The sequence below is a fragment of the Streptomyces sp. NPDC008125 genome, from assembly GCF_042957125.1.
In the GTDB taxonomy this organism is placed as follows: domain Bacteria; phylum Actinomycetota; class Actinomycetes; order Streptomycetales; family Streptomycetaceae; genus Streptomyces.
Window position 1 is genome coordinate 198625 of sequence record NZ_JBIBHR010000003.1, and the last position, 23138, is coordinate 221762.

General features: G+C 73.4%; 27 protein-coding genes. 13 read left to right on the forward strand and 14 right to left on the reverse strand.

Translation table 11 applies throughout. The annotated features are described in order from the left end of the window. Nucleotides 1–49 precede the first annotated feature (49 nt). From ACFZAX_RS06150 to hemC, 4 genes are all read right to left on the reverse strand, one after another. Complete coding sequence (locus ACFZAX_RS06150; RefSeq protein ID WP_390959571.1) at nt 50–796, reverse strand: SDR family oxidoreductase; 747 nt, start codon at nt 794–796, stop codon at nt 50–52. A gap of 361 nt (nt 797–1157) precedes the next feature. Then, a complete protein-coding gene (locus tag ACFZAX_RS06155; RefSeq protein WP_390959573.1) occupies nt 1158–1406 on the reverse strand; it encodes a hypothetical protein in 249 nt (82 codons plus the stop codon). A gap of 67 nt (nt 1407–1473) precedes the next feature. After that, nucleotides 1474–1950 carry an aminoglycoside 6'-N-acetyltransferase gene (aac(6'), locus tag ACFZAX_RS06160; protein WP_390959575.1) on the reverse strand — a complete coding sequence of 159 codons (477 nt, stop codon included), beginning with the start codon at nt 1948–1950 and terminating at the stop codon, nt 1474–1476. Nucleotides 1951–1983: 33 nt separating this feature from the next. Further along, entirely contained in the window at nt 1984–2919 is a 936-nt protein-coding gene (gene hemC, locus ACFZAX_RS06165) for a hydroxymethylbilane synthase (RefSeq protein ID WP_390959577.1), read from the reverse strand. 187 nt (nt 2920–3106) lie between these two features. On the opposite strand from hemC, the gene ACFZAX_RS06170 reads away from it, so the two are divergent. Next, complete coding sequence (locus ACFZAX_RS06170) at nt 3107–3343, forward strand: hypothetical protein (RefSeq protein WP_390959579.1); 237 nt, start codon at nt 3107–3109, stop codon at nt 3341–3343. Between the two features lie 143 nt (nt 3344–3486). On the opposite strand, the gene ACFZAX_RS06175 is transcribed toward ACFZAX_RS06170, so the two are convergent. Next, nucleotides 3487–3840, reverse strand: a complete 354-nt coding sequence (locus ACFZAX_RS06175; protein WP_390959581.1) for a PRC-barrel domain containing protein — start codon at nt 3838–3840, stop codon at nt 3487–3489. A gap of 320 nt (nt 3841–4160) precedes the next feature. On the opposite strand from ACFZAX_RS06175, the gene ACFZAX_RS06180 reads away from it, so the two are divergent. After that, nucleotides 4161–4622, forward strand: a complete 462-nt coding sequence (locus tag ACFZAX_RS06180; RefSeq protein WP_390959583.1) for a DUF5707 domain-containing protein — start codon at nt 4161–4163, stop codon at nt 4620–4622. Between the two features lie 72 nt (nt 4623–4694). On the opposite strand, the gene ACFZAX_RS06185 is transcribed toward ACFZAX_RS06180, so the two are convergent. The 5 genes from ACFZAX_RS06185 to ACFZAX_RS06205 form a co-directional block, all read right to left on the reverse strand. Continuing rightward, complete coding sequence (locus tag ACFZAX_RS06185) at nt 4695–6326, reverse strand: PTS transporter subunit EIIC (protein WP_390959585.1); 1632 nt, start codon at nt 6324–6326, stop codon at nt 4695–4697. Between the two features lie 85 nt (nt 6327–6411). Beyond that, nucleotides 6412–7353 (reverse strand): N-acetylmuramic acid 6-phosphate etherase, encoded by a 942-nt coding sequence (murQ, locus tag ACFZAX_RS06190; protein ID WP_390959587.1) that lies wholly within the window; start codon nt 7351–7353, stop codon nt 6412–6414. Between the two features lie 144 nt (nt 7354–7497). After that, a complete protein-coding gene (locus ACFZAX_RS06195) occupies nt 7498–8415 on the reverse strand; it encodes an SIS domain-containing protein (RefSeq protein ID WP_390959589.1) in 918 nt (305 codons plus the stop codon). 172 nt (nt 8416–8587) lie between these two features. Beyond that, a complete protein-coding gene (locus ACFZAX_RS06200; RefSeq protein ID WP_390959591.1) occupies nt 8588–8866 on the reverse strand; it encodes a GlsB/YeaQ/YmgE family stress response membrane protein in 279 nt (92 codons plus the stop codon). Between the two features lie 232 nt (nt 8867–9098). Next, nucleotides 9099–9302, reverse strand: a complete 204-nt coding sequence (locus tag ACFZAX_RS06205) for a cold shock domain-containing protein (protein ID WP_390959593.1) — start codon at nt 9300–9302, stop codon at nt 9099–9101. 271 nt (nt 9303–9573) lie between these two features. Here ACFZAX_RS06205 and ACFZAX_RS06210 point away from each other — a divergent pair, with 271 nt between their 5' ends. Both ACFZAX_RS06210 and ACFZAX_RS06215 read left to right on the forward strand, forming a co-directional pair. Beyond that, the gene (locus tag ACFZAX_RS06210) at nt 9574–9942 is read left to right on the forward strand and encodes a hypothetical protein (RefSeq protein WP_327176439.1); all 369 of its coding nucleotides are present in this window, start codon (nt 9574–9576) and stop codon (nt 9940–9942) included. Continuing rightward, nucleotides 9939–10226 carry a DUF4031 domain-containing protein gene (locus ACFZAX_RS06215; RefSeq protein ID WP_390959595.1) on the forward strand — a complete coding sequence of 96 codons (288 nt, stop codon included), beginning with the start codon at nt 9939–9941 and terminating at the stop codon, nt 10224–10226. Before ACFZAX_RS06210 ends, ACFZAX_RS06215 begins: the two co-directional genes overlap by 4 nt. A gap of 39 nt (nt 10227–10265) precedes the next feature. Here the strand turns inward: ACFZAX_RS06215 and ACFZAX_RS06220 are convergent, their stop codons facing one another. After that, nucleotides 10266–11534 (reverse strand): Cmx/CmrA family chloramphenicol efflux MFS transporter, encoded by a 1269-nt coding sequence (locus ACFZAX_RS06220; RefSeq protein ID WP_390959597.1) that lies wholly within the window; start codon nt 11532–11534, stop codon nt 10266–10268. A 242-nt stretch (nt 11535–11776) separates the two neighbouring features. Here ACFZAX_RS06220 and ACFZAX_RS06225 point away from each other — a divergent pair, with 242 nt between their 5' ends. From ACFZAX_RS06225 to ACFZAX_RS06245, 5 genes are all read left to right on the forward strand, one after another. Then, the gene (locus tag ACFZAX_RS06225) at nt 11777–11950 is read left to right on the forward strand and encodes a CsbD family protein (RefSeq protein ID WP_390959599.1); all 174 of its coding nucleotides are present in this window, start codon (nt 11777–11779) and stop codon (nt 11948–11950) included. 240 nt (nt 11951–12190) lie between these two features. Then, nucleotides 12191–13183, forward strand: a complete 993-nt coding sequence (locus ACFZAX_RS06230) for an acyl-CoA dehydrogenase (protein WP_390960067.1) — start codon at nt 12191–12193, stop codon at nt 13181–13183. Beyond that, entirely contained in the window at nt 13180–14043 is an 864-nt protein-coding gene (locus tag ACFZAX_RS06235; protein ID WP_390959601.1) for a PIG-L family deacetylase, read from the forward strand. Before ACFZAX_RS06230 ends, ACFZAX_RS06235 begins: the two co-directional genes overlap by 4 nt. 65 nt (nt 14044–14108) lie before the next feature. After that, the gene (locus ACFZAX_RS06240) at nt 14109–14696 is read left to right on the forward strand and encodes a methyltransferase domain-containing protein (RefSeq protein ID WP_390960068.1); all 588 of its coding nucleotides are present in this window, start codon (nt 14109–14111) and stop codon (nt 14694–14696) included. Next, complete coding sequence (locus ACFZAX_RS06245) at nt 14693–15451, forward strand: glycosyltransferase (protein WP_390959603.1); 759 nt, start codon at nt 14693–14695, stop codon at nt 15449–15451. The genes ACFZAX_RS06240 and ACFZAX_RS06245 overlap by 4 nt, the downstream gene beginning before the upstream one ends. Nucleotides 15452–15686: 235 nt before the next feature. On the opposite strand, the gene ACFZAX_RS06250 is transcribed toward ACFZAX_RS06245, so the two are convergent. After that, nucleotides 15687–16310, reverse strand: coding sequence for a TetR family transcriptional regulator (locus ACFZAX_RS06250; protein WP_390959604.1), 624 nt, complete (start codon nt 16308–16310; stop codon nt 15687–15689). A 252-nt stretch (nt 16311–16562) separates the two neighbouring features. Between ACFZAX_RS06250 and ACFZAX_RS06255 the strand changes: the two genes are divergently transcribed. Then, nucleotides 16563–18197, forward strand: a complete 1635-nt coding sequence (locus tag ACFZAX_RS06255) for a DHA2 family efflux MFS transporter permease subunit (protein ID WP_390959606.1) — start codon at nt 16563–16565, stop codon at nt 18195–18197. 82 nt (nt 18198–18279) lie between these two features. Here the strand turns inward: ACFZAX_RS06255 and ACFZAX_RS06260 are convergent, their stop codons facing one another. Continuing rightward, nucleotides 18280–18945 (reverse strand): hypothetical protein, encoded by a 666-nt coding sequence (locus ACFZAX_RS06260; RefSeq protein ID WP_390959607.1) that lies wholly within the window; start codon nt 18943–18945, stop codon nt 18280–18282. 167 nt (nt 18946–19112) lie between these two features. Here ACFZAX_RS06260 and ACFZAX_RS06265 point away from each other — a divergent pair, with 167 nt between their 5' ends. Continuing rightward, nucleotides 19113–20366, forward strand: coding sequence for a S8 family serine peptidase (locus ACFZAX_RS06265; RefSeq protein ID WP_390959608.1), 1254 nt, complete (start codon nt 19113–19115; stop codon nt 20364–20366). A 144-nt stretch (nt 20367–20510) separates the two neighbouring features. On the opposite strand, the gene ACFZAX_RS06270 is transcribed toward ACFZAX_RS06265, so the two are convergent. Continuing rightward, entirely contained in the window at nt 20511–21482 is a 972-nt protein-coding gene (locus ACFZAX_RS06270) for a hypothetical protein (protein WP_390959609.1), read from the reverse strand. A gap of 299 nt (nt 21483–21781) precedes the next feature. On the opposite strand from ACFZAX_RS06270, the gene ACFZAX_RS06275 reads away from it, so the two are divergent. Both ACFZAX_RS06275 and ACFZAX_RS06280 read left to right on the forward strand, forming a co-directional pair. Next, nucleotides 21782–22222 (forward strand): SsgA family sporulation/cell division regulator, encoded by a 441-nt coding sequence (locus ACFZAX_RS06275; RefSeq protein ID WP_390959611.1) that lies wholly within the window; start codon nt 21782–21784, stop codon nt 22220–22222. A gap of 127 nt (nt 22223–22349) precedes the next feature. After that, entirely contained in the window at nt 22350–23099 is a 750-nt protein-coding gene (locus tag ACFZAX_RS06280) for a 5-oxoprolinase subunit PxpA (protein ID WP_390960069.1), read from the forward strand. Nucleotides 23100–23138 lie beyond the last annotated feature (39 nt).

Here is a 23138-nt window from a genome sequence, read left to right on the forward strand (position 1 = left end):
CGCCGGTCCGCCGGACCCGTCGCCGTGCTCCGGGCCTGCCCTGGGGCGGTCAGCCCAGTCCGCCGGTGGCCCGGATGTTCTGGCCGGTGATCCAGCGGCCCTCGTCCCCGGCGAGGAAGGCGACCACGGCCGCGATGTCGGCGGGCGTTCCGAGGCGCCCGAGCGGCGTCATGGCCGGGATCGTGGCCAGCGCCTCGGCCGGGTTGGTGCCCCGCAGCAGATCGGTGTCGGTGGCGCCGGGGGAGATGGTGTTGACGGTGATCCCGCGCGCGCCCAGCTCGGCCGCCGCTCCCGCGGTGAGCTGCTCCAGCGCGCCCTTGCTGACCAGGTACGGCACGATGCCGGGTGCGGTTCGCAGGGTGTTGAGCGTCGAGATGTTGATGATCCGGCCGCCGTCCGGCATGTGCCGGGCCGCGTACCGCAGGGTGAGGAACGCGGCCTTCGTGTTCACCGCGAACGCCTGGTCGAAGACCTCCTCCTCGGTCGCGGCGAGCGGGGCCGGCGTGAAGGTCAGAGCCGCGTTGTTCACCAGGATGCCCACGCCACCGGACGACTGCTCCTCGGCGGCCTCCATCAGCTTCTCGGCCGCCCCGGACGCCGCCAGGTCCAGCTTCAACGCCCGTGCCCGGCCGCCCGCTTCCTCGACGGCGCGGACGACCGCCTCGGCCGCCTCGGTGTTCTGCGCGTAGTTGAACACGACCTCGGCGCCCTCACGCGCGAGCCGCTCCACGATGCCCCGGCCGATCCCCCGGGAACCGCCCGTCACGACGGCGGTTCTGCCTTCCAGCGTTCCCATGGCGCTCCCCTGTCTTCCGCACACTCCGGACACTTCGGTTCAGCGCTCCGAAGGTACGGACGCCCCACCCGCCGGACGTCGCCTCTCGCCGACAGCGAAATGCCGTGTGAAGCCCGGTAGAACCTGATTCCGTACCGTGAACCGGAATCGCACCTCCCGGAAGAGGCCCGTCGTCCCGCACGGGTGGGGTGGCGGGAGACGGCGGGGTCGGAAGGGGCTGCGGAGAGCGTCGAACGCGTGGTGGCGGCCCACTGCTCGGGGCGGGACGAGGCGTCGATCGCACCCCGGAAATTCACTCGTATGTGTCATGTCTCGACGGTCGGTTCGGTGGGCGGTTCGATGGCGGAGCCAGCTGGGGCCGTCAGGTGAGGACGATGGGGCATCCCCGCCGCACGGAGTGCTGTGCCGCGCGCAGGTACAGGGCGACGTGGAACGCCGTGTCGAGGTCCTCGCTCCACGGTCCCGGCCGGGCGGCGGACCGCCCCTCCGCTCCCTCCTCGCCGAACCACGAGGTCGGATCGAGGTTGTCGCTCGTCGCGGGGGTCTCGGGGGGCAGGCCGACGGCGTCGACCGGCTTCTCCGCGAGCCGGAGCGCTTGAGGAGCACCCACCACCAAGGTCTCGTCGGCGCAGGAGGCCTGCACCGGCAACCGGATGACGTGGCCCTGCGGGGGACGCTCAGGTCAGTTCGTCGGCGAGCAGGTCCATCAGCAGGCCGTCCTCCCAGGCGCCCGTCCGCTCGTTGTGCCAGTACGCCCGCATGATGCCCACCGGCTTGAACCCGACCTTGCCGTAGCAGCGGATCGCCGAGGTGTTGGCCGCCGCGGGGTCGATGGTCAGCCGGTGGTGTCCGCGTTCGCTCACCAGCCACCGGGCCAGTGTGCGCACCGCGTCGGTACCGAGCCCTCTTCCGCGCAGCCTCGTCGTCAGGAAGACGTCGATGCCGGCACGGCGGAACTGCGGGTCGTTCTCCTCGCTGAACTGGATGGCGCCGACGACCTCGCCCTCGAAGACGATGGCCAGCTTGTCCCGGTAGCTGTCCGGGGGCGGTGACCACCAGGCCGCGACCTCCGGTTCGCGTACGACCCGGTGGAGTGTCCCGGTGTCGCCGTCGGTCGTCGGCCGCAGCAGGACCTGTTCCCCGCCCAGTTCCATGCCGTCCTCGCCGCCGTTCGCCCCGGGCCGGTGTCAGTGCTCGATGGAGTCGATCAGCTCGCGGGCGCCCTGGCGCAGCAGGGTGACCGCGACGGAGGTGCCGAGGGTGGCGGGGTCGAGCGGGCCGGCCCACTCGTGGGCGTTCAGGACCGTCTTGCCGTCCGGGGTGAACACGCAGGCGCGCAAGGAGAGTTCGCCGTTGCCCCCGACCGTGGCGTAACCGGCGATCGGGCTGTTGCAGTGTCCCTGGAGCACGTGCAGGAACATCCGCTCGGCGGTCATCTCCCGATACGTGTCGGAGTGGTTGAGGTCGCTGACCGCGTCGATGGTGGCGCTGTCGCCCTCACGGCACTGGAGTGCGAGCACCCCGGCCCCGATCGGCGGGCACATCGCCTCCGTGGAGAGCACCTCGGAGACGGCGTCGGAACGCCCGATGCGCGCGAGCCCGGACGCGGCGAGCAGCAGCGCGTCCGCCTCGCCGGCCGCCAGCTTCTCCAGCCGCCGGTTGGCGTTGCCCCGGAACGGTACGCACTCCAGGTGCGGGTGGGAGGCCGACAACTGCGCGATCCGGCGTACGGACGAGGTCCCGATACGGGTCCCCTCCGGCAGCTCGTCGAGCGCGAGGTCACCGGGGTGCACGAGGGCGTCCCGTACGTCGTCGCGCTTCAGGAACGCCGCGAACACCGTCCCGGCCGGCAACGGCCGGTCCGCGGGCACGTCCTTCACGCAGTGCACCGCGAGATCGGCCTCCCCGGCGAGCAGCGCCGCGTCGACCTCCTTGGTGAACGCACCCTTCCCGTCCACCTGCGAGAGGTCCCCCAGCCACTTGTCCCCGGTCGTCTTCACGGGGACGACCTCGGTGGCGATACCGGGGTGCAGCGCCGCCAGTTCGGCCCGTACGCGTTCCACTTGGGCCAGGGCCATGGGTGAGTCGCGGGAGACGATACGGATGAGTTCGGGAGTGGCCATGTGTTCACGATAGACCCGCGCCCCGGGGCCGTGGGGCACGGCGCGAGGGGCGAGCGTCCGCGCCCCGGAACCTTCGACATGGCCTTTCCGGAGTCGCCGACGCCGTTCCACCGGCTCCCGCCTGCGGCCGAACGCATGAAGAGGGAGATCGACGGGGAGAACGGGCAGGTGAAGGAGGGTGTGGAACATGTCGGTCGAAAGGCTTGAGCCGTGTGTGCCGGAGCGGGGATCGTTCGCGGTCGACGCCCGGACGGGCGAGGTCGGGCGGGTGGTGGGCCGGGTGGGCCCGGATGTCCGGTTGCGTCCGCCGGGCGGCGGTCCGGAGTGGGACTGCCCGCTCGACGCGGTGCAGCCGGCGCCCCCCGGCGTGGTGCTCCGCGCCCGGGTGACGGAGATCAACCGGCAGCGGCAGTTGCCCCGTTGAGGGACCCGGCGGCCGGGTAGGAACCGGTGTCCGGGCACGCGTCGCGGGGCGAACCCTCTTCGGGCCCGCCCCGCTCTGTGCGACGTGCTCTGTTCCAGGTGTTCAGTGGTGCGTACGGCAGACGACGTCACGGACGCGAAGCGTCAGATCAGCCGGTGCATCCCGTAGTAGACGGCCAGGTCCGTGTAGTAGGCCGGGTCGCCCGCGTGCGTCTGCCGTTCGAACTCCGGGGAGTCCTTGATCTGTTCCTTGGTGAGGTCCACGTGGACCTCACGTTCCTCCGTGTCGATCCGGGAGACCGCGCCTGCGGGCAGCAGGATCTCCCGCCCGAAGATCCATACGCCGGTGTCCACCAGAAGGTGGGCGGAGCCCACCTCGTCGGAGTGGCTGTCGACCTTGCCGACGTGCCCGTCGACTGCTTCGACCGCGAATCCGGTCAGGTCGATTCCGGAGAGGTGGCCGCTGGCAGGGTGGTAACCCCACGGGTCGGTGCTCATGGGTCGCTCCTTCCTCGGCGGTCCTTCGGTCGCGCTCCCGCCCGGCGATGCGTACCTCGATGCGTTCCGCGATCCGTACAGCCGGTGGGATGCGCTCACCGGTTCGCGTGCCCGCGAACACCGCCTTCACACACCCGCACGGCGAACCGGAGAACTCCCCGGCCAGATATGAAGCTCGTACGACCCTCGTACCGCCGAGGTGCTACTCAGCCCGGAGTGAGTGCGTGGGCTCAGGGCCGGCGGCCCGCCGGGGGCGAGGATCGGTGCAACGGCGCGCGGTCGAGGCGCCGGTCCCGCTGAGACGATGATGGAGATCTCCCATGTCCCGACGTATCGCCCTGTCCGTGGCCGCCGGTGTCGTCGCCCTCGGGGGCGCCGGGGCGTTCGCCCTCGCGTACGCCGACGAGGCGCGGCCCCTGGCCCTGGCGCACAGCACCGCGCGTTACGAGGCGCCGAGCGGCGACCGCGGCGGTTCGCTGACCTTCACCACGGACGTCACGGCGTCCGAGGGCGTCAGGAGCGTGAAGGTGCTGGCCTGGCCGGGGGACTCGACCTTCGCCGAGCAGGGGCTGACCGAGAAGGAGATGGCCTCCGCGGAGCCGGCGGTCTGCGAGCCCTCCGGCACGGACGCGGACACCGTCCGGTGCACCTACGAGGTGACCGTCACCGCCGAGGACGCGAAGGACTCGCCGCGCGGAGCCTGGCACGTGGCCGTGCTGGCCACCGCGAAGGACGGCACCACGGTGCTGGACACCGAGGCCGCAGGCTTCACGATGGAGTGAGGGGCGGAAGACGTGCACGGGCCGCCCTTCGCGCAGAGGGGCGGCCCGTGGCGCGTACAGGTGGTGCGGGTCTCAGACCTTCGCCGGTGCCGGACGCTGGCCGGGGTCGGTCGGCCCGGGGTCGGTCGGTCCGGGGTCGGTCGGTCCGGGGTCCTTCGGTCCCGTACCGGAATCGCCCGCACCGCCCCCCGATGCGGCCACCACCGTGGTCGCACCGGCGCCCGCCACCGCCTGCTCCACGTTGAACTCGGCCAGCAGCTCCTTGCTGAAGCCGAAGAGGTACGTGGCGGCGAAGCCGGCGACGTACCCGACGAGCAGCCCGCCGGCGTAGATCGCGAGTGTGCCGCCGAGGCCGTGGTTCCCGTCGAGGAGCGGGAAGAGGGCCCAGCCGGACGGGCCGATCGCGGTCGAGCCGACCGAGCTGCCGAGCTGGTTGAAGAGGCCGACGAAGGCGCCGCCGAACGCGCCGCCGACGCACGCCGTCACGAACGGGCGGCCCAATGGCAGCGAGACGCCGTAGATCAGCGGCTCGCCGACGCCCAGCAGACCGGCGGGGAGGGCCGACCTGATGGTGCGGCGGATCGACTCGTTGCGGGGGAGGCGTACGTACACGGCGACCGCCGCACCGACCTGCCCGGCACCCGCCATGGCGAGGATCGGCAGCAGCACGGTGTACCCCTGCTGCTCGATCAGGGTGGTGTGGATCGGGATCAGCGCCTGGTGCAGGCCGAGCATCACCAGCGGCAGGAAGAACCCGCCGAGCAGGAGTCCCGCGCCCGCCCCGCCGTGCGAGAGCAGCCAGTCGGCGGCCGTACCGATGGCGGAGGAGACCTCGCCGGCCACGTACATCAGGCCGAAGATCGTGACCAGCCCCGAGATCAGCACCGTGAGGGTCGGCGTGACCAGGACGTCCAGCGCCTCGGGCACCCAGCGGCGGCACCACTTCTCCACGTACACCCCGAGCACCGCGGCGCCGAGTGCGCCGAGCACACCGCCCTGGCCGGGCGAGAGTTTCTGCCCGAACGCCTCGATGTCGGCGACCCCGGGAAACACGATGATCGCGGCGACCGCGCCGCCGAGGATCGGTGTACCGCCGAACTCCTTCGCCGTGTTGTAGCCGACGAACACCGCGATCAGCGCCATGAACCCGGACGCGATCGCCGCCAGCGCGGGCGTCACGCCGGGGAGCCAACCCAGGTTGACCAGCAGGCCGTTGAGCCCCGCGATGATGCCGCAGCCGATGAGGGCCGGGATCAGCGGGACGAAGATGTTCGCGATCCTGCGCAGGAAGAGTTTGAACGGGGTGGCGTTTCTCGCCTTGCGCGCCGCCCGCAACTCGGCGCCCTGGGCGGCGAGTTCATCGGCGGTCGTGGCGGTCGTGGCGGTCGTGGCGGTCGTGGCGGTGGCGGGGGGCGCCGGGGTGGGCGCCGGGGCCGTGGCACGGGCCGCCTCGACCAGGGCTTCGAACTCCGGGGTGACCCGGGCGACGCTGCCCGGGCCGAGGACGATCTGGTACGTGTCGTCCTCGACCACGCCCAGCACGGCGGGCAGCGCCTTCAGCGCCTCGTCGTCCACGAGGGACGGGTCGAGCAGGCCCAGCCGGAGCCGGGTCATGCAGTGGGCGACGGTACGGACGTTGGAGGCGCCACCGACGAGCGGAAGAATCGCGGCGGCGGTGGCGCGGTGCTTGTCATCTGTTGCCATGGTGCGTGGTGCCTTGCTGTGCGGGGGGTGGGGGGTCGCGCCCCGGGGCCCGGCCCCCGGGTGGGGCAGGGGGCCGGACCGGGGGTCAGGGGGAGGGGACGGCCGCGAGCGCGGCGCGCAGATGGCCGTCCGAGGCGGTCAGCAGCCGGACGGCGGTGGGGCCGTCGACCTCGCCGAGGATGGTGAGGATCGCGGGCTTCACCTCACCGCCGGTGGCGGCGAGGGCGGCCTCGATCTCCTGGTCGGAGGCGCCGGTCGCCAGGGCGACGATCCGGCGCGAACGGGCGTGCAGCTTCTCGTTGGACGCCCGCACGTCGACCATCAGGTTTCCGTAGGTCTTGCCCAGCCGGATCATCGTGATGGTCGAGATCATGTTGAGGACCAGCTTCTGTGCCGTGCCCGCCTTCAGCCGGGTCGAGCCGGTCAGCAGCTCGGGGCCGGTGACGACCTCCACGCCGTGTTCGGCGGCGGCGGCGAGCGCCGAGCCCTCGTTGCAGGAGAGCCCCACGGTGAGCGCGCCCCGGGACCGGGCGTGTTCGACCGCGCCGATCGCGTACGGGGTGCGGCCCGAGGCCGAGATCCCGACGACGGTGTCGTCGGCGGTGAGGCCGAGCCCGTCCAGGTCGGCGGCGGCCAGCTCCCGGCTGTCCTCCGCGCCCTCGACCGCCGTCACCATCGCGGACGGGCCGCCCGCGATCAGCCCGACGACCCGGGACGGGTCGGTGTTGAAGGTGGGCGGGCACTCGCTGGCATCCAGTACCCCGAGGCGCCCGGCGGTGCCCGCGCCCATGTAGATCAGCCGGCCGCCGCGCGCCATGCGCTCCGCGATCGCGTCGATCGCGGCGGCGATCCGCTCCAGCTGTCCGGCGACGGCGTCGGGCACGGTCCGGTCCTCGCCGTTCATGACCCGCGCGATCTCCAGGGTGGGCAGCCGGTCGATCTCGGCCAGCTCGGGGCGGAACTGCTCGGTGGTGAGGGTGGCGAGCTGGGCGAGGAGGCCGTCGCGGCCGGTCGCGGAGGAGGACATGAGGCGTGGCTCTGCTTTCTCGTGGTGCTCGTGCGGAGTGCGGGGTGCGTGCCTTCGCAGGTGTACGGCGGACGGGGTGCGGGTGAACGGGTGCGGGTGCTCGCGCGGTTCCGTGCGGGGTTCGCGTACCGGGCGCGCGGCCGGTCAGTGGCGGCGGTGCGTGTGGCGGTGCGCGAGGGCCTCGTACGACGCGGAGAGTGCGGGCGCCGCCGTCTCGTAGGTGCGTTGGGCGATGCCTATGAAGAGGCAGTCCACGACGAGGAGCTGGCTCGTCCGGCTGGACATGGCGGCCGGGCGCAGCTCGCTCTCGCGGGAGGTGGCGGTGGTCAGCACGTGGTCGGCGTACTGGGTGACGGCGCCACCGGGGCGGCCGGTGATGGCGACGGTGGTGGCGCCCCGGTCGAAGGCGGCCCGCAGCGGCTCGATGACGTCGCTGGTCGAACCGGAGTGGGTGATGGCGATGGCGAGATCCCCGGGGCGCAGCTGCACCGCGTTGGTGACCGCGAGGTGCGGGTCGGTGTGGGCGTGGGCGATGAGGCCGATCCGGAGCAGCTTCTGCGCCAGGTCCTGGCCGACGAGGGAGGAGGCGCCCGCGCCGTAGATGTCGATCCGGCGGGCGGTGGCAGCGGCGGTCACGACGGCGGAGAGCTGCCCGGTGTCGAGTCCGGCGGCGGTGTCGGCGAGGGTCTGCTGCTCGTCCTGGGCGAGCTTGGCGACGACGTCGGCGATCGGGTCGTCCACGGCTATGTCCGCGGTGACCGCGGGGGCCCGTCCCGACTGCTGGTGGGCGGCGAGCCCGGCGAGGGCGAGGCGCAGGTCGCGGTAGCCCGGGTAGCCGAGGAGCCGCGCGGTGCGGACCACGGTGGCCTCGCTCGTACCCGTCCGCTCGGCGAGACCCGTGACGGTGAGCGCGGCGCACCCGGCGGGATCCCCGGCGACCGCCTCGGCGACGCGCTGCATGGAACGGGTCATGGAAGGGGCGAGCGTACGGACCTTGGCGGCGAGGGCCGCCGGGGCGGGTGGGGCGTCGCCGCTGAAACTTTCCTTCAGTTCACTGGTCACTCCTGAAAGGTATTTTCATCACACTCGCCCGTCAACCCCCCATTGATCCCGCTTGGCGCGACCTGTGGACGCGCCCCCGCGAAGTGGCCGGAACACGACGACGGCTCCCCCTCCGGGCGGAGGGGGAGCGGTCGTCGGTATGTACGCGATCCGTGGCCCGGAGGCCGCCGGATCAGGCGTGGCGGTGCGAGTGACGGTTGCCGGTGACCAGTCGGTAGAGGGCCAGCAGGATCACCGAACCGGCGATCGCGGCGATCCAGGTGGAAAGGTCGAAGAAGCCGTCGATCGAGTCGACGCCGAAGAGGACCTTGCCGAGCCAGCCGCCGAGGAGGCCGCCCGCGATACCGATGAGCATCGTGATGATGATGCCGCCCGGGTCCTTGCCCGGCATGAGCGCCTTGGCGATGAGGCCGGCGAGCAACCCGATGAGAATCCAAGCGATGATGCCCATGATGCGTCTCCTACCTCGTCATGCGAGCCCCCGCCGTGGGAAGCCCCGGTGTGTAAAGCCCTTGTGAGGTTTCGTCTTTACCGGTTCGCCGGGACCAAACCTGGGTTTTCCGGGGGAACTTCGGGGCTGCGCGAACCCGCGCACGGAGGGCATGAGAGGGCGGGACGGCGGGCATACGAAGCGGCCCGCACGCCCGGGCGGGCGTGCGGGCCGGTCGTGGACGGCTCGCGCGTCAGAGGGGGCGGACCTGCTCGGCCTGCGGGCCCTTGGGGCCCTGCGAGGTCGAGAACTCCACCCGCTGGTTCTCCTCCAGCGACCGGTAACCGGTGGAGTCGATCGCGGAGAAGTGCACGAAGACGTCCGGAGTGCCGTCGTCCGGCGCGATGAACCCGAACCCCTTCTCCGAGTTGAACCACTTCACAGTCCCCTGAGCCATGCCATGCCTTTCCTGTGGGCGCCGGACACATGATCGTGTCGGCGATGCGGCGATCCTCTCCCGGTCGCCGGGAGGAGAAACGGATCGGCACGCACCACACACGGACGAGTGACGGCCCCGGTGTCCCCGGCCGTGATCCGGCTGCGGGCCGGCCGTGATCCGACGGCTGTCACGACTGCCCTCCCCGCCGCCCTCCGGCCCGCGCGCGGAGTCGCGGCCGCAGGTGCGGGCGGCGGGGGAGTGGCCGGGCGCGCGGGGTGACAATGGAGCCATGGAGCTGAACCCCCTGGAGCAGGCACTGCACACCGCCCGAGCCCTCGTCGTGGCCGACCTGGCGGCCGGCGACGTCGCGGACGCCGACATCGTGTCCCTCGTGGAGGACGCGGTGACCCAGCGGCGGTGGTGGGTGGAGCAGTGGCCGGACGGCCTCGAATTCCTCGTCGGACTCGTCGCCCAGGACGTGCAGGACGCCCTGCTCGAACGGTACGGGCGGTGGCCGCTCTGCCCGGTCTGCGACGAGGGCGGCCCGCACGCGCTCGACGTCGAACCCGAGCTCGGCGCCGACCCGCACTGGGTCTGCACCCGCGCGACCGTGTCGGTGGCACCGGTCGGGGCGCTCGCCGGAGTGCTGCGGCGGTGACCGTCTACATAGACCCCCCGACCTGGCCGGGCCACGGCCGCCTCTGGTCGCACCTGGTCAGCGACGAGTCCTTCGACGAACTGCACGCCTTCGCCGCCGCGATCGGCTGCCCGCCGCGCGCGTTCGAGCGCGACCACTACGACGTCCCGCAGTCGAGCTACCCGGACGCGGTACGCGCCGGGGCGCGGGAGATCGGCTCCAAGGAGCTGGTCCGCCGCCTCACCGAGGCCGGCCTGCGCCGCCCGAAGCACCGCCCCGCGCCGGGTCGTACGGCCGCGGGCTGACACGCCCCGGCCGGCTACTCGCCGGTGGCGCCGTCGACGTCAGGCGCTGGGAGCCTCCGCCCGCTCGTCCGCGAGCGGGACCCGGGGGCGTACGACCGCCGCGTCCGCCGCGCCTCCCGCTTCGACGGGTACTGCCCCCGTGACCAGCCGGGACCGGGAGGCTTCGCCCCGCTGGACCCGCAGGGCGAAGCCCACTGCCGCCAGGCCGACGACCAGCATCGCGGCGCCCGCCCACGCGGGGGAGGAGTAGCCGAGGTCGGCGTCGATCACCGCACCGCCGAGCCACGGTCCCGCGGTGTTGCCGAGGTTGAACGCGGAGGTCGTCGTCGCTCCGGCGAGCGTCGGCGCCGCACCGGCCACGTTGAACATCCGGGCGTTGAGCGCGGGGGCCGTGTAGAACGCCGAGAAGCCCAGCAGGAAGGCGAGGAGCACCACGGCGACCGGGCTGGACGCGAAGAGCGCGAGCGCCACCAGGAAGACCGTGGAGGCCGCGATGCCGCTGAGCAGCACGCCGAAGAGGTGTGCGTCCGCGACGCGGCCACCGATCGTCGTACCGGCCAGCGCACCGGCCCCGAAGAGCGCCAGCACCCACGGCACCCACCCCGAATCCAGCCCGGCGACATCGGTCAGCAGCGGGGCGAGGTAGCTGAACGCGCAGAACACCCCGCCCGCCGCCAGCGCGGTGACCACGATCGCGAGCCACACCTGGCGGTCGCGGTAGATGGAGAGCTCCTGCCGCAGCTGCGGGCGCTGCTCCGGCACCGGGATGCGGGGGATCTTCAGGACGACGCCGACGAGTGCCACGGCCGACGCCGCGCCCACCGCCCAGAACGCCGACCGCCAGCCCAGGCTCTCGCCGAGGAACGCGCCGAGCGGCACGCCCAGCACGTTGGCGATCGACAGTCCGCCGATCATCACCGCCATCGCCCGGGCCCGGGCGTTCCGCGGCACCATCGCGATGGCGACGGCCGCGCCCACCGCCCAGAACCCGGCGCAGGCGAGCGCGGCGACCACCCGGGAGACGAAGAGGATCTCGTACGTCGGCGCGAGCGCCCCCGCGACCTGGCTGACCCCGAAGACGGAGATCAGCGCGATGAGCGTGGTCCGGCGCGGCAGCCGGAGGGTGGCCACGGCGAGCAGCGGGGCGCCCACGACCATGCCGATCGCGAAGGCGGATATGAGCATGCCGGCCTGCGGAATCGATACGTCCATGTCGTCGGCGATCGGAGGGAGCAGACCGGAGAGCATGAACTCGCTGGTCCCGAGGGCGAAGACCGAGAGGCCCAGGATGTATACGGCCAAGGGCATACGGAGTCGACCGGTGTCGGTTTCAGGCATGACTGTGGCCAACGGGCCCGGAAGCCCGCACATTCCCGGTCGCGGTGAATGATCCCCGTTTGTTGTCGCGGCGTTCACGCCGGACGCTGGGAGTGTGCCGCGATGTGCTCATGAGACACGGGATGCGTCTTGAGCCGGGGTTTGGGACGGCGCATGGCGGTCACACGGACCAGTGTTCCTGGAAGTCGAGCACAGCGAAGGTGGGAGTGATCATGGCTGCAGATGAGAAGGCCCAGGCCAAGGTGGAGCAGACCAAGGGCAAGGCCAAGGAGGCCGCCGGCCGGACCGTGGGCAATGAACGCCTCACCGCCGAGGGCCGGGCCGACCAGGTCAAGGGCGACGCCCGCCAGGCCAAGGAGAAGACGAAGGACACCTTCAAGCACTGAGCGTCCCGACCGGGGGCGCCGGGTGCCCCGGTGTCCCGCAGTGAGTGCCCTCCGCGCCGCACCCCCTTCCCCTCAGGTGCGCCGCGACGCGTGGCCCGGCCGATCCGGCCGGGCCACGCGCATGCTCGCCGGGCGCGGTCCCCGCGCAGGTGCTGGCATGGGAGGGAGACGTGCAGGTCCACGACCGAAGGAGTACGTGTGCGCACGACCGTCACCACGGATCAGGAACCCGTGTCCGAGATGCCCGTGACCCCGGACGGGGTCGCGTTGCGCCGCGCTGCGGCCGACCGGTTCGCGGCCTGGGTCCGCGACAGCGCGGCGGACGTGCCGCTGCCCGGGTCCGGCCGCACCTGGGAGAGATTCCAGGCGTTGCACGGGCTGGGCCGCGAGGACCTGGCGCTGGCCCGGCTCGCCGAGGGCCACGCCGACGCGGTGGCCATCCTCGCCGAGCTGGGTGCCCCGGCCCCAGCCCCCGGTGAGCGCTGGGGCGTCTGGGCGGCTCAGCCCCCCGGTGCCCGGCTGACGGCCCGGCCCGGGGCGGACGGCCTCTGGCAGCTGGACGGAGTGAAGCCGTACTGCTCCGGAGCGCACAGCTGTACACACGCGCTGGTCACCGCCGACACCGAGGAGGGGCGCCGGCTGTTCGCCGTGGCCACCGCCGTACCCGGGTACGCCCCGGTGCCCGGCACCTGGCAGGCGGTCGGCATGGCGGGCAGCGACACCCCGGACGTGCGGTTCACCGGGGTGCCCGCGATGCCGCTGGGCGGCGTCGACGCCTATGTCGGCCGTCCGGGGTTCGCCCACGGGGGCATCGGAGTGGCCGCCTGCTGGCTGGGCGGCGCACGCGGGGTGGCCGACACCCTGTTCGCCTCCGCGGTCCGCCGCGCCCCCGACCAGATCGCCGCCGCCCACCTGGGCGCGGTGGACGTCGCCCTGCACGGAGCGGAGTGCGTGCTGCGGATCGCCGCCGCCGAGATCGACGCCGACCCCGCGGACCGCGGCGGCGACGCCGCGCTGCGGGCCATGCGCGCCCGGGCGGCCGTGGAGCGGGTCGGCACCCTGGTGCTGGAGCACGTCGGCCGCGCGCTCGGGGCCGGGCCGCTCTGCCACGACGCCCGGCACGCCCGCCGCGTCGCCGACCTCACCGTCTACCTCCGCCAGCACCACGGGGACCGCGACCTCGCGGCCCTGGGCACCTCCCTGGTGGCCCCGCCCGAGGACACCCCCCGATGAGCACCACCGGGACCGGCCCGGGGCCCGTCCCCGCGACACCGCCGGGTCCCGCGGTGCCGCCCGCGCCCGGAACGCCGCCCCGCCCGGTGGCGGGGCCGACCGGGCGCGAGCGGGCCGCCGCCGCACTCCGGGCGGAAGGCACCCCCGAGGCCGAGTGGGCGCGCTGGGACGGCTGGCGGGCGGTGGCGGACGCCCCCCGGATCGACGGGCCCGTGGTCGTGGTCGCCGCCCACCCCGACGACGAGGTGCTGGGCGTCGGCGGCACCCTGGCCCGGCTCACCGCCGCGGGCACCGAGGTCCACGTCGTCACCGTCACCGACGGGGAGGCCTCCCACCCGGGCAGCCGCCGCGTGCCGCCGGACGCCCTCGCCCGGCTCCGCGCCGCCGAACTCGCCGCCGCACTCGACGACCTGGGCGTCGACCGCCACCGACGTACCCGCCTCGGAGTGCCGGACACCCGGGTGGACGCGTACGAGAACGAGGTGGCCGCGCGTCTCGCGGACGTGCTGCGGACCTCCGGAGCCCAGCTCTGCCTGGCACCGTGGACCGGCGACCTGCACGCCGACCACGAGGCGGCGGGCCGGGCCGCGCGCACGGCGGCCCGGGTCACCGGTACCGCGCTCTGGTTCTACCCGGTGTGGACCTGGCACTGGGCCGAGCCCGGTGACCCCCGGGTGCCCTGGGACGCGGTCCGGCGGCTCTCGCTGACCGCCGCCGAACAGACCCGCAAGGCGGCGGCCGTCAGCCGGTTCCGTACCCAGATCGCCCCCCTCGCGGACGACCCCGACGACCCCACCGTCATCCTGCCGCCGGCCGAACTGCTCCACCACCACCGCGCCTTCGAGGTGATCCTGCTGTGAGTCCCGACCGATCCGGGCCGGTCCAGGAGGCGGGCGCCTCCACCCCGGCCTCGTACTTCGCCCGGATGTACTCCGGTACGGCGGACCCCTGGGACCTCGCCGGCCGCTGGTACGAACGGCGCAAGTACGCGCTGACCCTCGCCGCCCTGCCCCGCCGCCGCTACCGCAGGGCCTTCGAACCGGGCTGCTCGGTGGGCGTCCTGACCCGGCTGCTCGCCGAGCGGTGCGACACGGTCCTGGCCACCGACCGGGTCCCCGCCGCCGTCGCCGAGGCCGCCGCGCGCAACCGCGACCTGCCCCAGGTGGAGGTGCGTGCCCTCACCGTCCCCCAGGAGTGGCCGGAGGGCACCTTCGACCTGATCGTGCTCTCGGAACTGCTCTACTACTTCGACGCGCCCGCGCTGGCCGAGATCCTGGCGCGTGCGGCCGGCAGTCTGGAGCCCGGCGGTACCCTGGTGACCGTGCACTGGGACCACCCCGTCCCCGAGCACCGGCTGACCGGAACACAACTCGCGCCGCTGCTGCGGGAGGTACCGGGACTGGTGGCAGGGCCGGAGTTCCACGACCCCGACTTCGTCCTGAGCATCCACCACCGCCCCCTGGCGGACGGCTCGACGCCGCCCTCCCCGGCCCGCGCCGAGGGGCTGGTGTGAGGCGGCGTGTCGACGGGCTCGTCGTCGCCGTGCCGGCGCACGACGAGGCCGACACCCTGCCCGCCGCGCTGAGTGCCGTCCGCGCGGCCGAACGGTACGCGCGCGGCCGGCTGCCGGACATGCCCCCGCTGACCCTGGTGGTCGCCGCCGACGCCTGTGCCGACCCGACCGCGGCGGTGGCCCGGCGGGCGGGCGCGGACGTGGTGACGACCGCCCACCGGTCGGCCGGAGCGGCCCGGGCGGACGCCGTCGCGCACGGGCTGCGAAGGGCGGCCACCCCCGCCGCGCACACCTGGATCGCGACGACCGACGCCGACAGCCGGGTCCCCGCCGACTGGATCGCCCACCAGCTGACCTGCGCCCGCGACGGCTGGGACTGCGTGCTGGGCACGGTCCGCCTCGCCCCGGCCCGCTCCCTGGAGGAGGCGGTCGTACGGGACCTGCACCGCACGTACTACTTCGCGCAACGGCCGGCGGGTACCGGCCCCGAGTGGGAACACCCGCACGTGCACGGCGCCAACTTCGGCGTGGCGGCGGACGTCTATCTGGACGCGGGGGGCTTCCCCCGGGTCCCGCACGGCGAGGACCGCGCGTTGGCCCGCGCGCTCGGTGACCGGGGCGCCCGGGTGCTGCGGACGAACGCCTGCGCCGTCGAGACCTCGGGCCGGCTCACACCCCGCGCCCCGCACGGATTCGGCGCGTTCCTGGGCGCGCTCCGGGCCGGGGGGCCCGCCGCGGACGCGGAGAGTTCCTGAGGAAGAACGACGGCGATCCCGGGGAGGGTGGTCCGGTGCGCCCCGGCGCGGGCCGCCAGGCGGAGCCCACCACCCCCCCCACCACGCCCCATCACGCCCCCACCACCCACCGGCGTCCCAGGGTTCACCTGCCCGGCGCAGCCGGGGCGGGTGAGTTTCCGGCCGGGGGCGGTCGGGCGGGAGGGCCACCGCGTCCCGGGCTTCCCCGGCCACGCGGCGCCCGGGGCTTGCCCGTCTACGCGGCGCCGGGGGCTTCCGCCTCGTCCGCCTCGTCCGCCTCGTCCGCCGCGCCCGGCGACGGGACGAGCCGGTGGGCGATGTCACGGGCCACCCGGGCGATCTCGGCGTCCGAGACCTCCAGCCCCCGTGAGGCGAGCAGGGCGAGGTTCACGCTGAGCAGGGCGGACCGCAGACGCAGCTTCTCCTCCACCGTGGCGTCGGGGCCGCCCATGACCTCGCTCAGCTCGGCGAACTTCTCCAGGGCGCCGCCCTTGTCGGGGCGCAGCTCGTGGATCACGCGGTGGTTGGCGGTGGCGAACCGGATGGCGGGCATGCCCTCGGCGATGAAGACATCGACCATCCGGTCCACGATCCGGGTGGCGAGATCCGGGCCGGGCGGCTGCTCCTTGGCCCACTCCACCAGGGCGTCGACCGCCTCCAGGTAGGTGGTGAAGAGCGAGAGGACGATGTCCTCCTTGCTCTTGAAGTGGTAGTAGAGGGCCGCTTTCGTGATGCCCAGCCGCTCGGCGATCTCCCGCAGCGAGGTCGCGTCGTACCCCTGCTCGGTGAAGAGTTCCAGGGCCACCTCGCGGATCTCGGTCCGCGTGTCGATGCCCCGTCGGCGTCCTGCGGCTGTCATGGCTGTGCGTTCCTTTCGCCCCGAGCGTCTCGTCTCCGCACGGGAGCGCCCTGCGTCGATCGTGGTACCCCCGCCCCCCTTTGCCAACTTACCGTACGGCAAGTAATCTACTGACCGCCCGGTAAGTGGATTCCGGGATCAGTTGGCCCTGCCGCCGAGCCGATGACACCGCTGTCGTCCCCGGACAGGGCTTCTGCCGCCAGAGTTCGGGTCCGTCGAGCGACCCCCTTCCTGACCGAAAGGCATTGCGCCGTGACGCAGACCTCCCCCGCCCCGGCCGCAGCCGGGGCGACCCCGGAACCGCCACGCTTCACCCATCGCGAGATCATGGTCACGATGAGCGGCCTGGTCATCGCGATGCTTCTCGCGATGCTCGACAACATGATCGTGGCGCCCGCGCTGCCCACGATCGTCGGGGACCTCGGCGGCCTCAAGCACCTCGCGTGGGTGACCACCGGCTACATTCTCGCTTCCACCGTCGCCACCCCGATCTGGGGCAAGCTCGGCGACCTGCTCGGGCGGCGCATCACCTTCATCACCTCCATCGCGATCTTCCTGATCGGCTCCGCGCTCTGCGGCCTCTCCCAGAACATGGGCGAGCTGATCGGCTTCCGCGCCCTCCAGGGCCTCGGCGCCGGTGGGCTCATGGTCGGTGTGATGGCGGTGCTGGCCGAGATCGTGCCGCCCCGCGACCGCAGCAAGTACCAGGGCGTGATGATGGCGGTCATGCCCGTCGCCATGATCGGCGGCCCGCTCGCCGGTGGCTTCATCACCGACAACCTCAACTGGCGCTGGGCCTTCTACGTCAACCTGCCGCTCGGCGTCGTCGCCCTGTTCGTCTGCTGGTTCGTCCTCGCCAAGCTTCCGCGCAGGACCGCCGCCCGTGTCCGTATCGACTGGACCGGTGCCGCGCTGCTCAGCGTCTGGATCACCACCCTGGTCCTGATCACGAGCTGGGGCGGCAGCGAGTACGACTGGGACTCGGCCATGATCCTCGGCCTCGCCGCCGTCACCGTGGTCGTCTTCGCCGCGTTCGTCCTCGTCGAGCGACGCGCCGCGGAACCGATCATGCCGCTGTCGGTCTTCGCCGACCGCAACTTCTCCCTCGCCGGTGCGCTCAGCTTCATCGTCGGCTTCGCCATGTTCGGCGGGATCACCCTGCTGCCGCAGTTCCAGCAGTACGTCCAGGGCTCCTCCGCCACCAACAGCGGCCTGCTGCTCATGCCGATGATGCTCGCCGCGATGGTGCTTTCCCTCGCCGGCGGTACCTACATCAGCAAGACCGGGCGCTACCGCATCCTGCCCATCGCGGGTACCGCCCTGATGGCGGTCGGCCTCGCCCTCTTCGCCACCATGGGACCCGACACCACCCGCTTCACCACCGGGCTCTTCATGGTGGTGCTCGGCCTCGGCATGGGCTGCCTGATGCAGACCACCATGCTCATCGCCCAGAACAGCGCCCCGCTGCGCGACATCGGCGCCGCCACCGGCGCGGCCACCTTCCTCCGCAACATGGGTGGTTCGCTCGGTGTCTCCCTGCTCGGCACCCTGTACGCCAGCACGCTGACCGACTCCTTCACCTCGGCCGCCGGCTCGGCGGCGGGTGCCGCCGACGCCGGTTCCTCGGTCTCCGGCATGACCCCCCAGGCGCTGCGCGCCCTGCCCGAAGCCGTCCAGCACGCCTTCGCCCAGGCGGTCAGTGACGGCGTCGACACCGCCTTCGCCTGGGGCGCGGGCGCCGCGGCCGCCGGCATCGTCATCGCCCTGTTCGTCCGCCAGGTGCCGCTGCGCGGCTTCACCGGCACCGACGCGAAGAAGACCGAGGCGGCGGAAGCGACGGCCGGGACCGGCACGGCGGTCGCGGCCCCGGCAGCAGCCGCCGAGTGACCCGCTGACGTCCCCACCCGCTCGTGACCGCGGCCCCGTACGGAACGTCCGTACGGGGCCGCGGTCGTCGTCGGCAGGACCGTCACGGCAGCGTGGCCTCCAGCAGCTCCAGTTCCGTCGTCAGGTTCCGCCGCGCCCGCGCCTCCCAGTGCTCGGCCCCGTACGGCGTACGGAACAGCCTCGGCAGCCCCAGCAGTTGCCGCAGCACCCCGGCGCGGCCCTCCCGGAAGAGGTCGTCCGGCACGAAGCCGTACTCCTCGCGGACCTGGGCGGTGTAGTGCGCGTACGCCTGGGGGCCCGACGCGAGGATCGCCAGATCGGCGTCGCACAGCACCTCGCCGTTGCGGTCGCCCTCCGCCGGGTCGTGCGTCACGGTGAGCCGGACCAGCCGCGCCACCTCGGCGGTCGCCCCGGCCGAAACCCCCGCCTCGGGCAGCGCCCGCTCGGCGAGGGCGGCGCTGCGCTCCTCGTTCTCGGAGCGGTCGGGCCGGTAGACCGCGTCGTGGAACCAGGCGGCCAGCCGGACGAGCTCCGGCTCACCGGCGTGCGCGGCGAGAACGCCGATCCCGTCCAGGACCGCCGTCAGATGGGCGGTGGTGTGGTACTTCCGCTGCGGCTCGGCCCACCGCTCCAGCAGGTTCTCGGCGTACGGAAGCGGATCGGGGCCGGCCGCGCCGCCCCGGGCGGCCACCAGGGCCTCCCGCCAGCGGATGCGGAGATCGGGCGTGTGCGCGGTGTCGTCGGACATGCGGGAACTCTAGGCCGTTTCCGACCATTCCCGTCGGGTGAGCTGTGCCGTGAGGGCTCCGGCCGGGGGCCCGAACGGGGGAGCGCATTGCGCAAACGCTTCCGATGTGCGGCAAACCTCCGGGACGGGTCGTTGGCCGGGGACTTCTCACATGATCGTCTCGGCCCGTGCACACTCGCCACGCGCTCGTACTCGCGTCCGCATTCGCCCTGGCCCTCGCGGGCCCCCTCGCCACCAGTGCGGCTTCCGCCCCCACTCCGCCGAACCCGGAACCCGCGCCGCTGATCCGCGCGGGGGACCCGATCCCCGGCCGGTACATCGTCACCCTCGACCCGCTCGTGGACGCGGCCAGGACCGTGAAGTCGCTGGGCCTGGCGCCCACCTTCACGTACAGCAAGGCGCTCAACGGCTTCGCCGTCCCCCTCACCCCGGCCCAGCTGACCACCCTCCGCGACACGCCCGGCGTGACGTCGGTGGAGGAGGACGCGAAGAACTCCGTCCCCGTGTCGGAAGCGGTCCCCGCCTACAGCCCCGTCCCCGCCTCCCGGGCCGCGAACACCCAGGGTGCCGCCGCCGGCCTCGTACCGGCCTCCACCTGGGGACTGGACCGCATCGACCAGCGGAACCTCCCGCTCGACGGCGACTTCACCACCGGCGGCAACGGCGCCGGGGTCACCGCCTACATCCTCGACTCCGGCATCGACTACGAGCACTCCGAGTTCGGCGGAGCCGGTGGCAGCCGTGCCTCCTTCGGCTTCGACGCGGTGAGCGACGGCCGCCGCGGCGCGGACTGCCACGGCCACGGCACGCACGTCGCGGGAACCGTCGCGGGCAGTACGTACGGTGTCGCCCGCGAGGCGAACCTGGTCAGCGTCCGGGTCCTGGGTTGCGACGGTTCCGGCTCCAACTCGGGGCTGATCGCGGCCCTGGACTGGGTCGCCCGGAACGCCGTGCAGCCCGCCGTCCTCAACGGCTCCCTGGGCGGCGGCATGTCGCAGACGGTCAACCGCGCCACGACCGCCCTCGCCGCCTCGGGGGTCCTGCCCGTCCTCGCGGCCGGCAACGACGCCAAGGACGCCTGCGACGTCTCGCCCGCCTCCGCCGACGGGGCACTGACCGTCGCGGCCTCCAACCGCTCCGACGTGCAGGCCTCCTTCTCCAACTGGGGCGACTGCGTCGAGCTCTACGCCCCGGGCCAGGACATCGTCTCGGCCCGGCTCGGCGGCGGATCGGTCTCCCTGAACGGCACGTCCATGGCGGCGCCCCACGTCACCGGCCTCGCCGTCCTCTACAAGCAGGCCCACCCCGACGCCGCCCCCGCCGAAGTCGCCACGTGGATCGACGAGGTGTCCACCCGGAACGTCCTGACGGGCGTCAGCCCGGGTACCCCCAACCACCTCCTCTTCACCGACGGCCTGTAGGCCCGACGGACCCGGGTCCGTCGGGCCCGGGTCCGGCCACTCCGTCCGGCCGCCCCGTCCGCCCGGCACCGGAACCCCTCGGTGCCGGGCGGACTTCGCGCGTCCCGTGTGCGGGCGGGCGCGGGGCCGGGGATTGGCCGGTACCTACCCGGCGGCCGGAAGGCGGACGGCGAGGAGGTTCGGGTCCTCGTTGGTGGTGTACGCGCCGCTCGCGACGTACGCCGTGGTGCCCCGTACCGCCAGCGAGGTGGGGTTCTGCAGACCGTCGGCGCCGGTCAGCACGGTGGTGTGCGTGCCGTTCCGCCGCACCAGGGCGACCGTGTTGTCCGCGTTGACCGCGGCCAGCAGGGTGTCGCCGTGGCCGGTGAACGCGATGTCGTCGATGTTCACCAGTCCGGTGGCCCGGGTCTCGACCGCTCCGGCCGTGCCCCGCCGGGTGATCGGGATGCGCAGGACGGTGCCCCGGTCCAGGTTGGTCACCCAGGCCGCGCCGTTGTGGATCTTGATGCCGTTCGCCCCCAGGAACCCGGAGGCGTCCAGCTCGGCGGCCTTCGCCCAACGGGTGGGCGTACCGCCGGCCGCGTGCACCCGCCACACCGTGCCCAGGACGGAATCGGCGGCGTACAGGAAGCCGCCGCGGTCGTCGAGGGCCAGTCCGTTGGGCAGGCTGTCGGCCGGGAGCGCGGCGATGCGCCGCGCCGTGCCGCCGGGGCGCAGGCGCCACAGGCCGGTCAGGTCGCTGCTGCCGGTCGCGTAGAGGAAGTACAGCGTCCCGTCGTCCGCGCGGACGACGCCGCCGAGGAACGGCTGCGTCAGTGCGGGAGTCGTGGCGCCCGCCGGGGGTGCCGGCAGGGTGGCGAGGACACGCACCCGGCCGTCGGGGGCGATGCGGGCGATCTGGCGGCTGAAGGCGAAGGTGACGTCGGCGCTGCCGTCGGGCTCCAGGGTGATGTTCTCCGGCCGCTGGCCGTCCGCCATGTCCAGATGCGCCACGAAGCGCGCCCGGGGGGCGGGAGAGCCGGAAGCGGCGGCCGGGCCCGCGGCGGTGGCGGCGAGAACGGCCAGGGCCACCACGCCGAGGAGGCGGGCGCGCTTGCGTTTCACGGGTGTCGTCATCGTTGGTTCTTCCTCTGATCTCGGAGGCCGGTGTCCGCCGGCGTCCGGACGCACCGGGCGTACGTCCCCTCCGCAACCTAGGAGGGAGGGACACGCCCGGCTGTTCTCCTGGCGCACCGTCAGTTGCCTTCCGGTGCCGTACGCGGCGCGGGCGGCGGGTGGCCCGGCGAACCCGTCACCGTGCTCTCGCGGACCACACCTCGTTCGCTTCCCGGCAACTGCCGGCCGGTCGTCGCCCTAACGTCTCGCCAGGAGCGCTGTCAGACAGCGGAAGGACGAACCCGACGAACGGACCCGACATGACTCACCCGTCTTTCAGCACCGCCGGGGCCTCGGTCGCGCACGAGGTGGTCGCCCACGTCCACGTCGCGGACGAACCCCCGGTGTCGTTGCCCGCCGAACTGCGCTACGAGAGGTCCGACCCCTATGCCGTGAGCCTCGCGCTCGGGACCATGCCGACCAGCACCGTCGACTGGGTCTTCGCGCGCGGCCTGCTGTCGGAGGGAACGATCCGCCCGGCAGGTACCGGAAGCATCCTGGTCAGCCCCCGCCGGGGGTGCCCGGGCGACGTGGTGCGGATCGTCGTCCGCTCACCGGCGGGCTCCGCCGTGATGGACATCGCCGCCCCGGCGGTCACCGCGTTCCTGGAACGGACCGCCCGGGTGGTGCCCCCGGGCGAGGAGGGGCGTCACCTCGACCTCGACCGCCTGGTGACCGAACTCCTCGCCGACGGCGGATGACGGCGGATGACGGCGGACGCCGACGGACGACGGCGGACGACGGCGATCGACGAGAGTCCTGAGGGCGTTCGTCCGACCCGGTACGGGGGCGGCGGGGCGCGCTAGCGTGCTCCACGTGACCACCACCATGGACCTCAACGCCGATCTCGGCGAAGGCTTCGGCCGTTGGACGCTCACCGACGACGACGCGCTGCTCTCCTGCGTCACCAGCGCCAACGTGGCCTGCGGCTTCCACGCGGGCGACCCGGCGGTGATGCGCCGCGTCTGCGAGGGCGCGGCGGCCCGGGGCGTGACGATCGGGGCGCAGGTCTCCTACCGGGACCTGGCGGGCTTCGGGCGCCGCTCGATGGACGTCCCGGCGGCCGAGCTGACCGCCGAAATCGCCTACCAGATCGGCGCGTTGCGGGTCTTCGCCGAGGCGGCGGGCTCCCGCGTCGCGTACGTCAAACCGCACGGCGCGCTCTACAACCGCGCGGTCCACGACGACGCGCAGGCGCACGCCGTGATCGAGGGGGTGCTGCTGGCCGGCGGCAGCCTCCCCGTCCTCGGCCTGCCCGGCTCCCGGCTGCTCGCCCACGCCCGTGAGGCCCGACTGGTGGCCGTGGAGGAGGCGTTCGCGGACCGCGCGTACACCCCGCAGGGCACCCTGGTGCCGCGCGGCGAGGCGGGCGCGGTGGTGGAGGACCCCGACGAGGTCGTACGTCGCGCGGTCCGGATGACGGTGGACCGCACGGTCGTCGCCGCCGACGGCGGTACCGTCCCCGTCGCCGCCCGCTCCCTCTGCCTGCACGGCGACACCCCCGGCGCGGCGGCGCTCGCCCGGCGGGTGCGCGCCGCGCTCGAAGAAGCGGACGTCGACGTACGGGCGTTCGCGTGAGCGGCACGGGAAGCGCGGGCGGCACGGGAAGCGTGGGCG

What these genes read in the sequence shown, in the direction of transcription:
- ACFZAX_RS06150 (WP_390959571.1), bottom strand. Translation starts at nt 796, where the DNA reads ATGGGAACGCTGGAAGGCAGAACCGCCGTCGTGACGGGCGGTTCCCGG.
- hemC (WP_390959577.1), bottom strand. Translation starts at nt 2,919, where the DNA reads ATGGCCACTCCCGAACTCATCCGTATCGTCTCCCGCGACTCACCCATG.
- ACFZAX_RS06170 (WP_390959579.1), top strand. Translation starts at nt 3,107, where the DNA reads ATGTCGGTCGAAAGGCTTGAGCCGTGTGTGCCGGAGCGGGGATCGTTC.
- ACFZAX_RS06175 (WP_390959581.1), bottom strand. Translation starts at nt 3,840, where the DNA reads ATGAGCACCGACCCGTGGGGTTACCACCCTGCCAGCGGCCACCTCTCC.
- ACFZAX_RS06180 (WP_390959583.1), top strand. Translation starts at nt 4,161, where the DNA reads ATGTCCCGACGTATCGCCCTGTCCGTGGCCGCCGGTGTCGTCGCCCTC.
- ACFZAX_RS06185 (WP_390959585.1), bottom strand. Translation starts at nt 6,326, where the DNA reads ATGGCAACAGATGACAAGCACCGCGCCACCGCCGCCGCGATTCTTCCG.
- murQ (WP_390959587.1), bottom strand. Translation starts at nt 7,353, where the DNA reads ATGTCCTCCTCCGCGACCGGCCGCGACGGCCTCCTCGCCCAGCTCGCC.
- ACFZAX_RS06200 (WP_390959591.1), bottom strand. Translation starts at nt 8,866, where the DNA reads ATGGGCATCATCGCTTGGATTCTCATCGGGTTGCTCGCCGGCCTCATC.
- ACFZAX_RS06205 (WP_390959593.1), bottom strand. Translation starts at nt 9,302, where the DNA reads ATGGCTCAGGGGACTGTGAAGTGGTTCAACTCGGAGAAGGGGTTCGGG.
- ACFZAX_RS06210 (WP_327176439.1), top strand. Translation starts at nt 9,574, where the DNA reads ATGGAGCTGAACCCCCTGGAGCAGGCACTGCACACCGCCCGAGCCCTC.
- ACFZAX_RS06220 (WP_390959597.1), bottom strand. Translation starts at nt 11,534, where the DNA reads ATGCCCTTGGCCGTATACATCCTGGGCCTCTCGGTCTTCGCCCTCGGG.
- ACFZAX_RS06225 (WP_390959599.1), top strand. Translation starts at nt 11,777, where the DNA reads ATGGCTGCAGATGAGAAGGCCCAGGCCAAGGTGGAGCAGACCAAGGGC.
- ACFZAX_RS06230 (WP_390960067.1), top strand. Translation starts at nt 12,191, where the DNA reads ATGCCCGTGACCCCGGACGGGGTCGCGTTGCGCCGCGCTGCGGCCGAC.
- ACFZAX_RS06235 (WP_390959601.1), top strand. Translation starts at nt 13,180, where the DNA reads ATGAGCACCACCGGGACCGGCCCGGGGCCCGTCCCCGCGACACCGCCG.
- ACFZAX_RS06240 (WP_390960068.1), top strand. Translation starts at nt 14,109, where the DNA reads ATGTACTCCGGTACGGCGGACCCCTGGGACCTCGCCGGCCGCTGGTAC.
- ACFZAX_RS06250 (WP_390959604.1), bottom strand. Translation starts at nt 16,310, where the DNA reads ATGACAGCCGCAGGACGCCGACGGGGCATCGACACGCGGACCGAGATC.
- ACFZAX_RS06260 (WP_390959607.1), bottom strand. Translation starts at nt 18,945, where the DNA reads ATGTCCGACGACACCGCGCACACGCCCGATCTCCGCATCCGCTGGCGG.
- ACFZAX_RS06270 (WP_390959609.1), bottom strand. Translation starts at nt 21,482, where the DNA reads ATGACGACACCCGTGAAACGCAAGCGCGCCCGCCTCCTCGGCGTGGTG.
- ACFZAX_RS06275 (WP_390959611.1), top strand. Translation starts at nt 21,782, where the DNA reads ATGACTCACCCGTCTTTCAGCACCGCCGGGGCCTCGGTCGCGCACGAG.
- ACFZAX_RS06280 (WP_390960069.1), top strand. Translation starts at nt 22,350, where the DNA reads ATGGACCTCAACGCCGATCTCGGCGAAGGCTTCGGCCGTTGGACGCTC.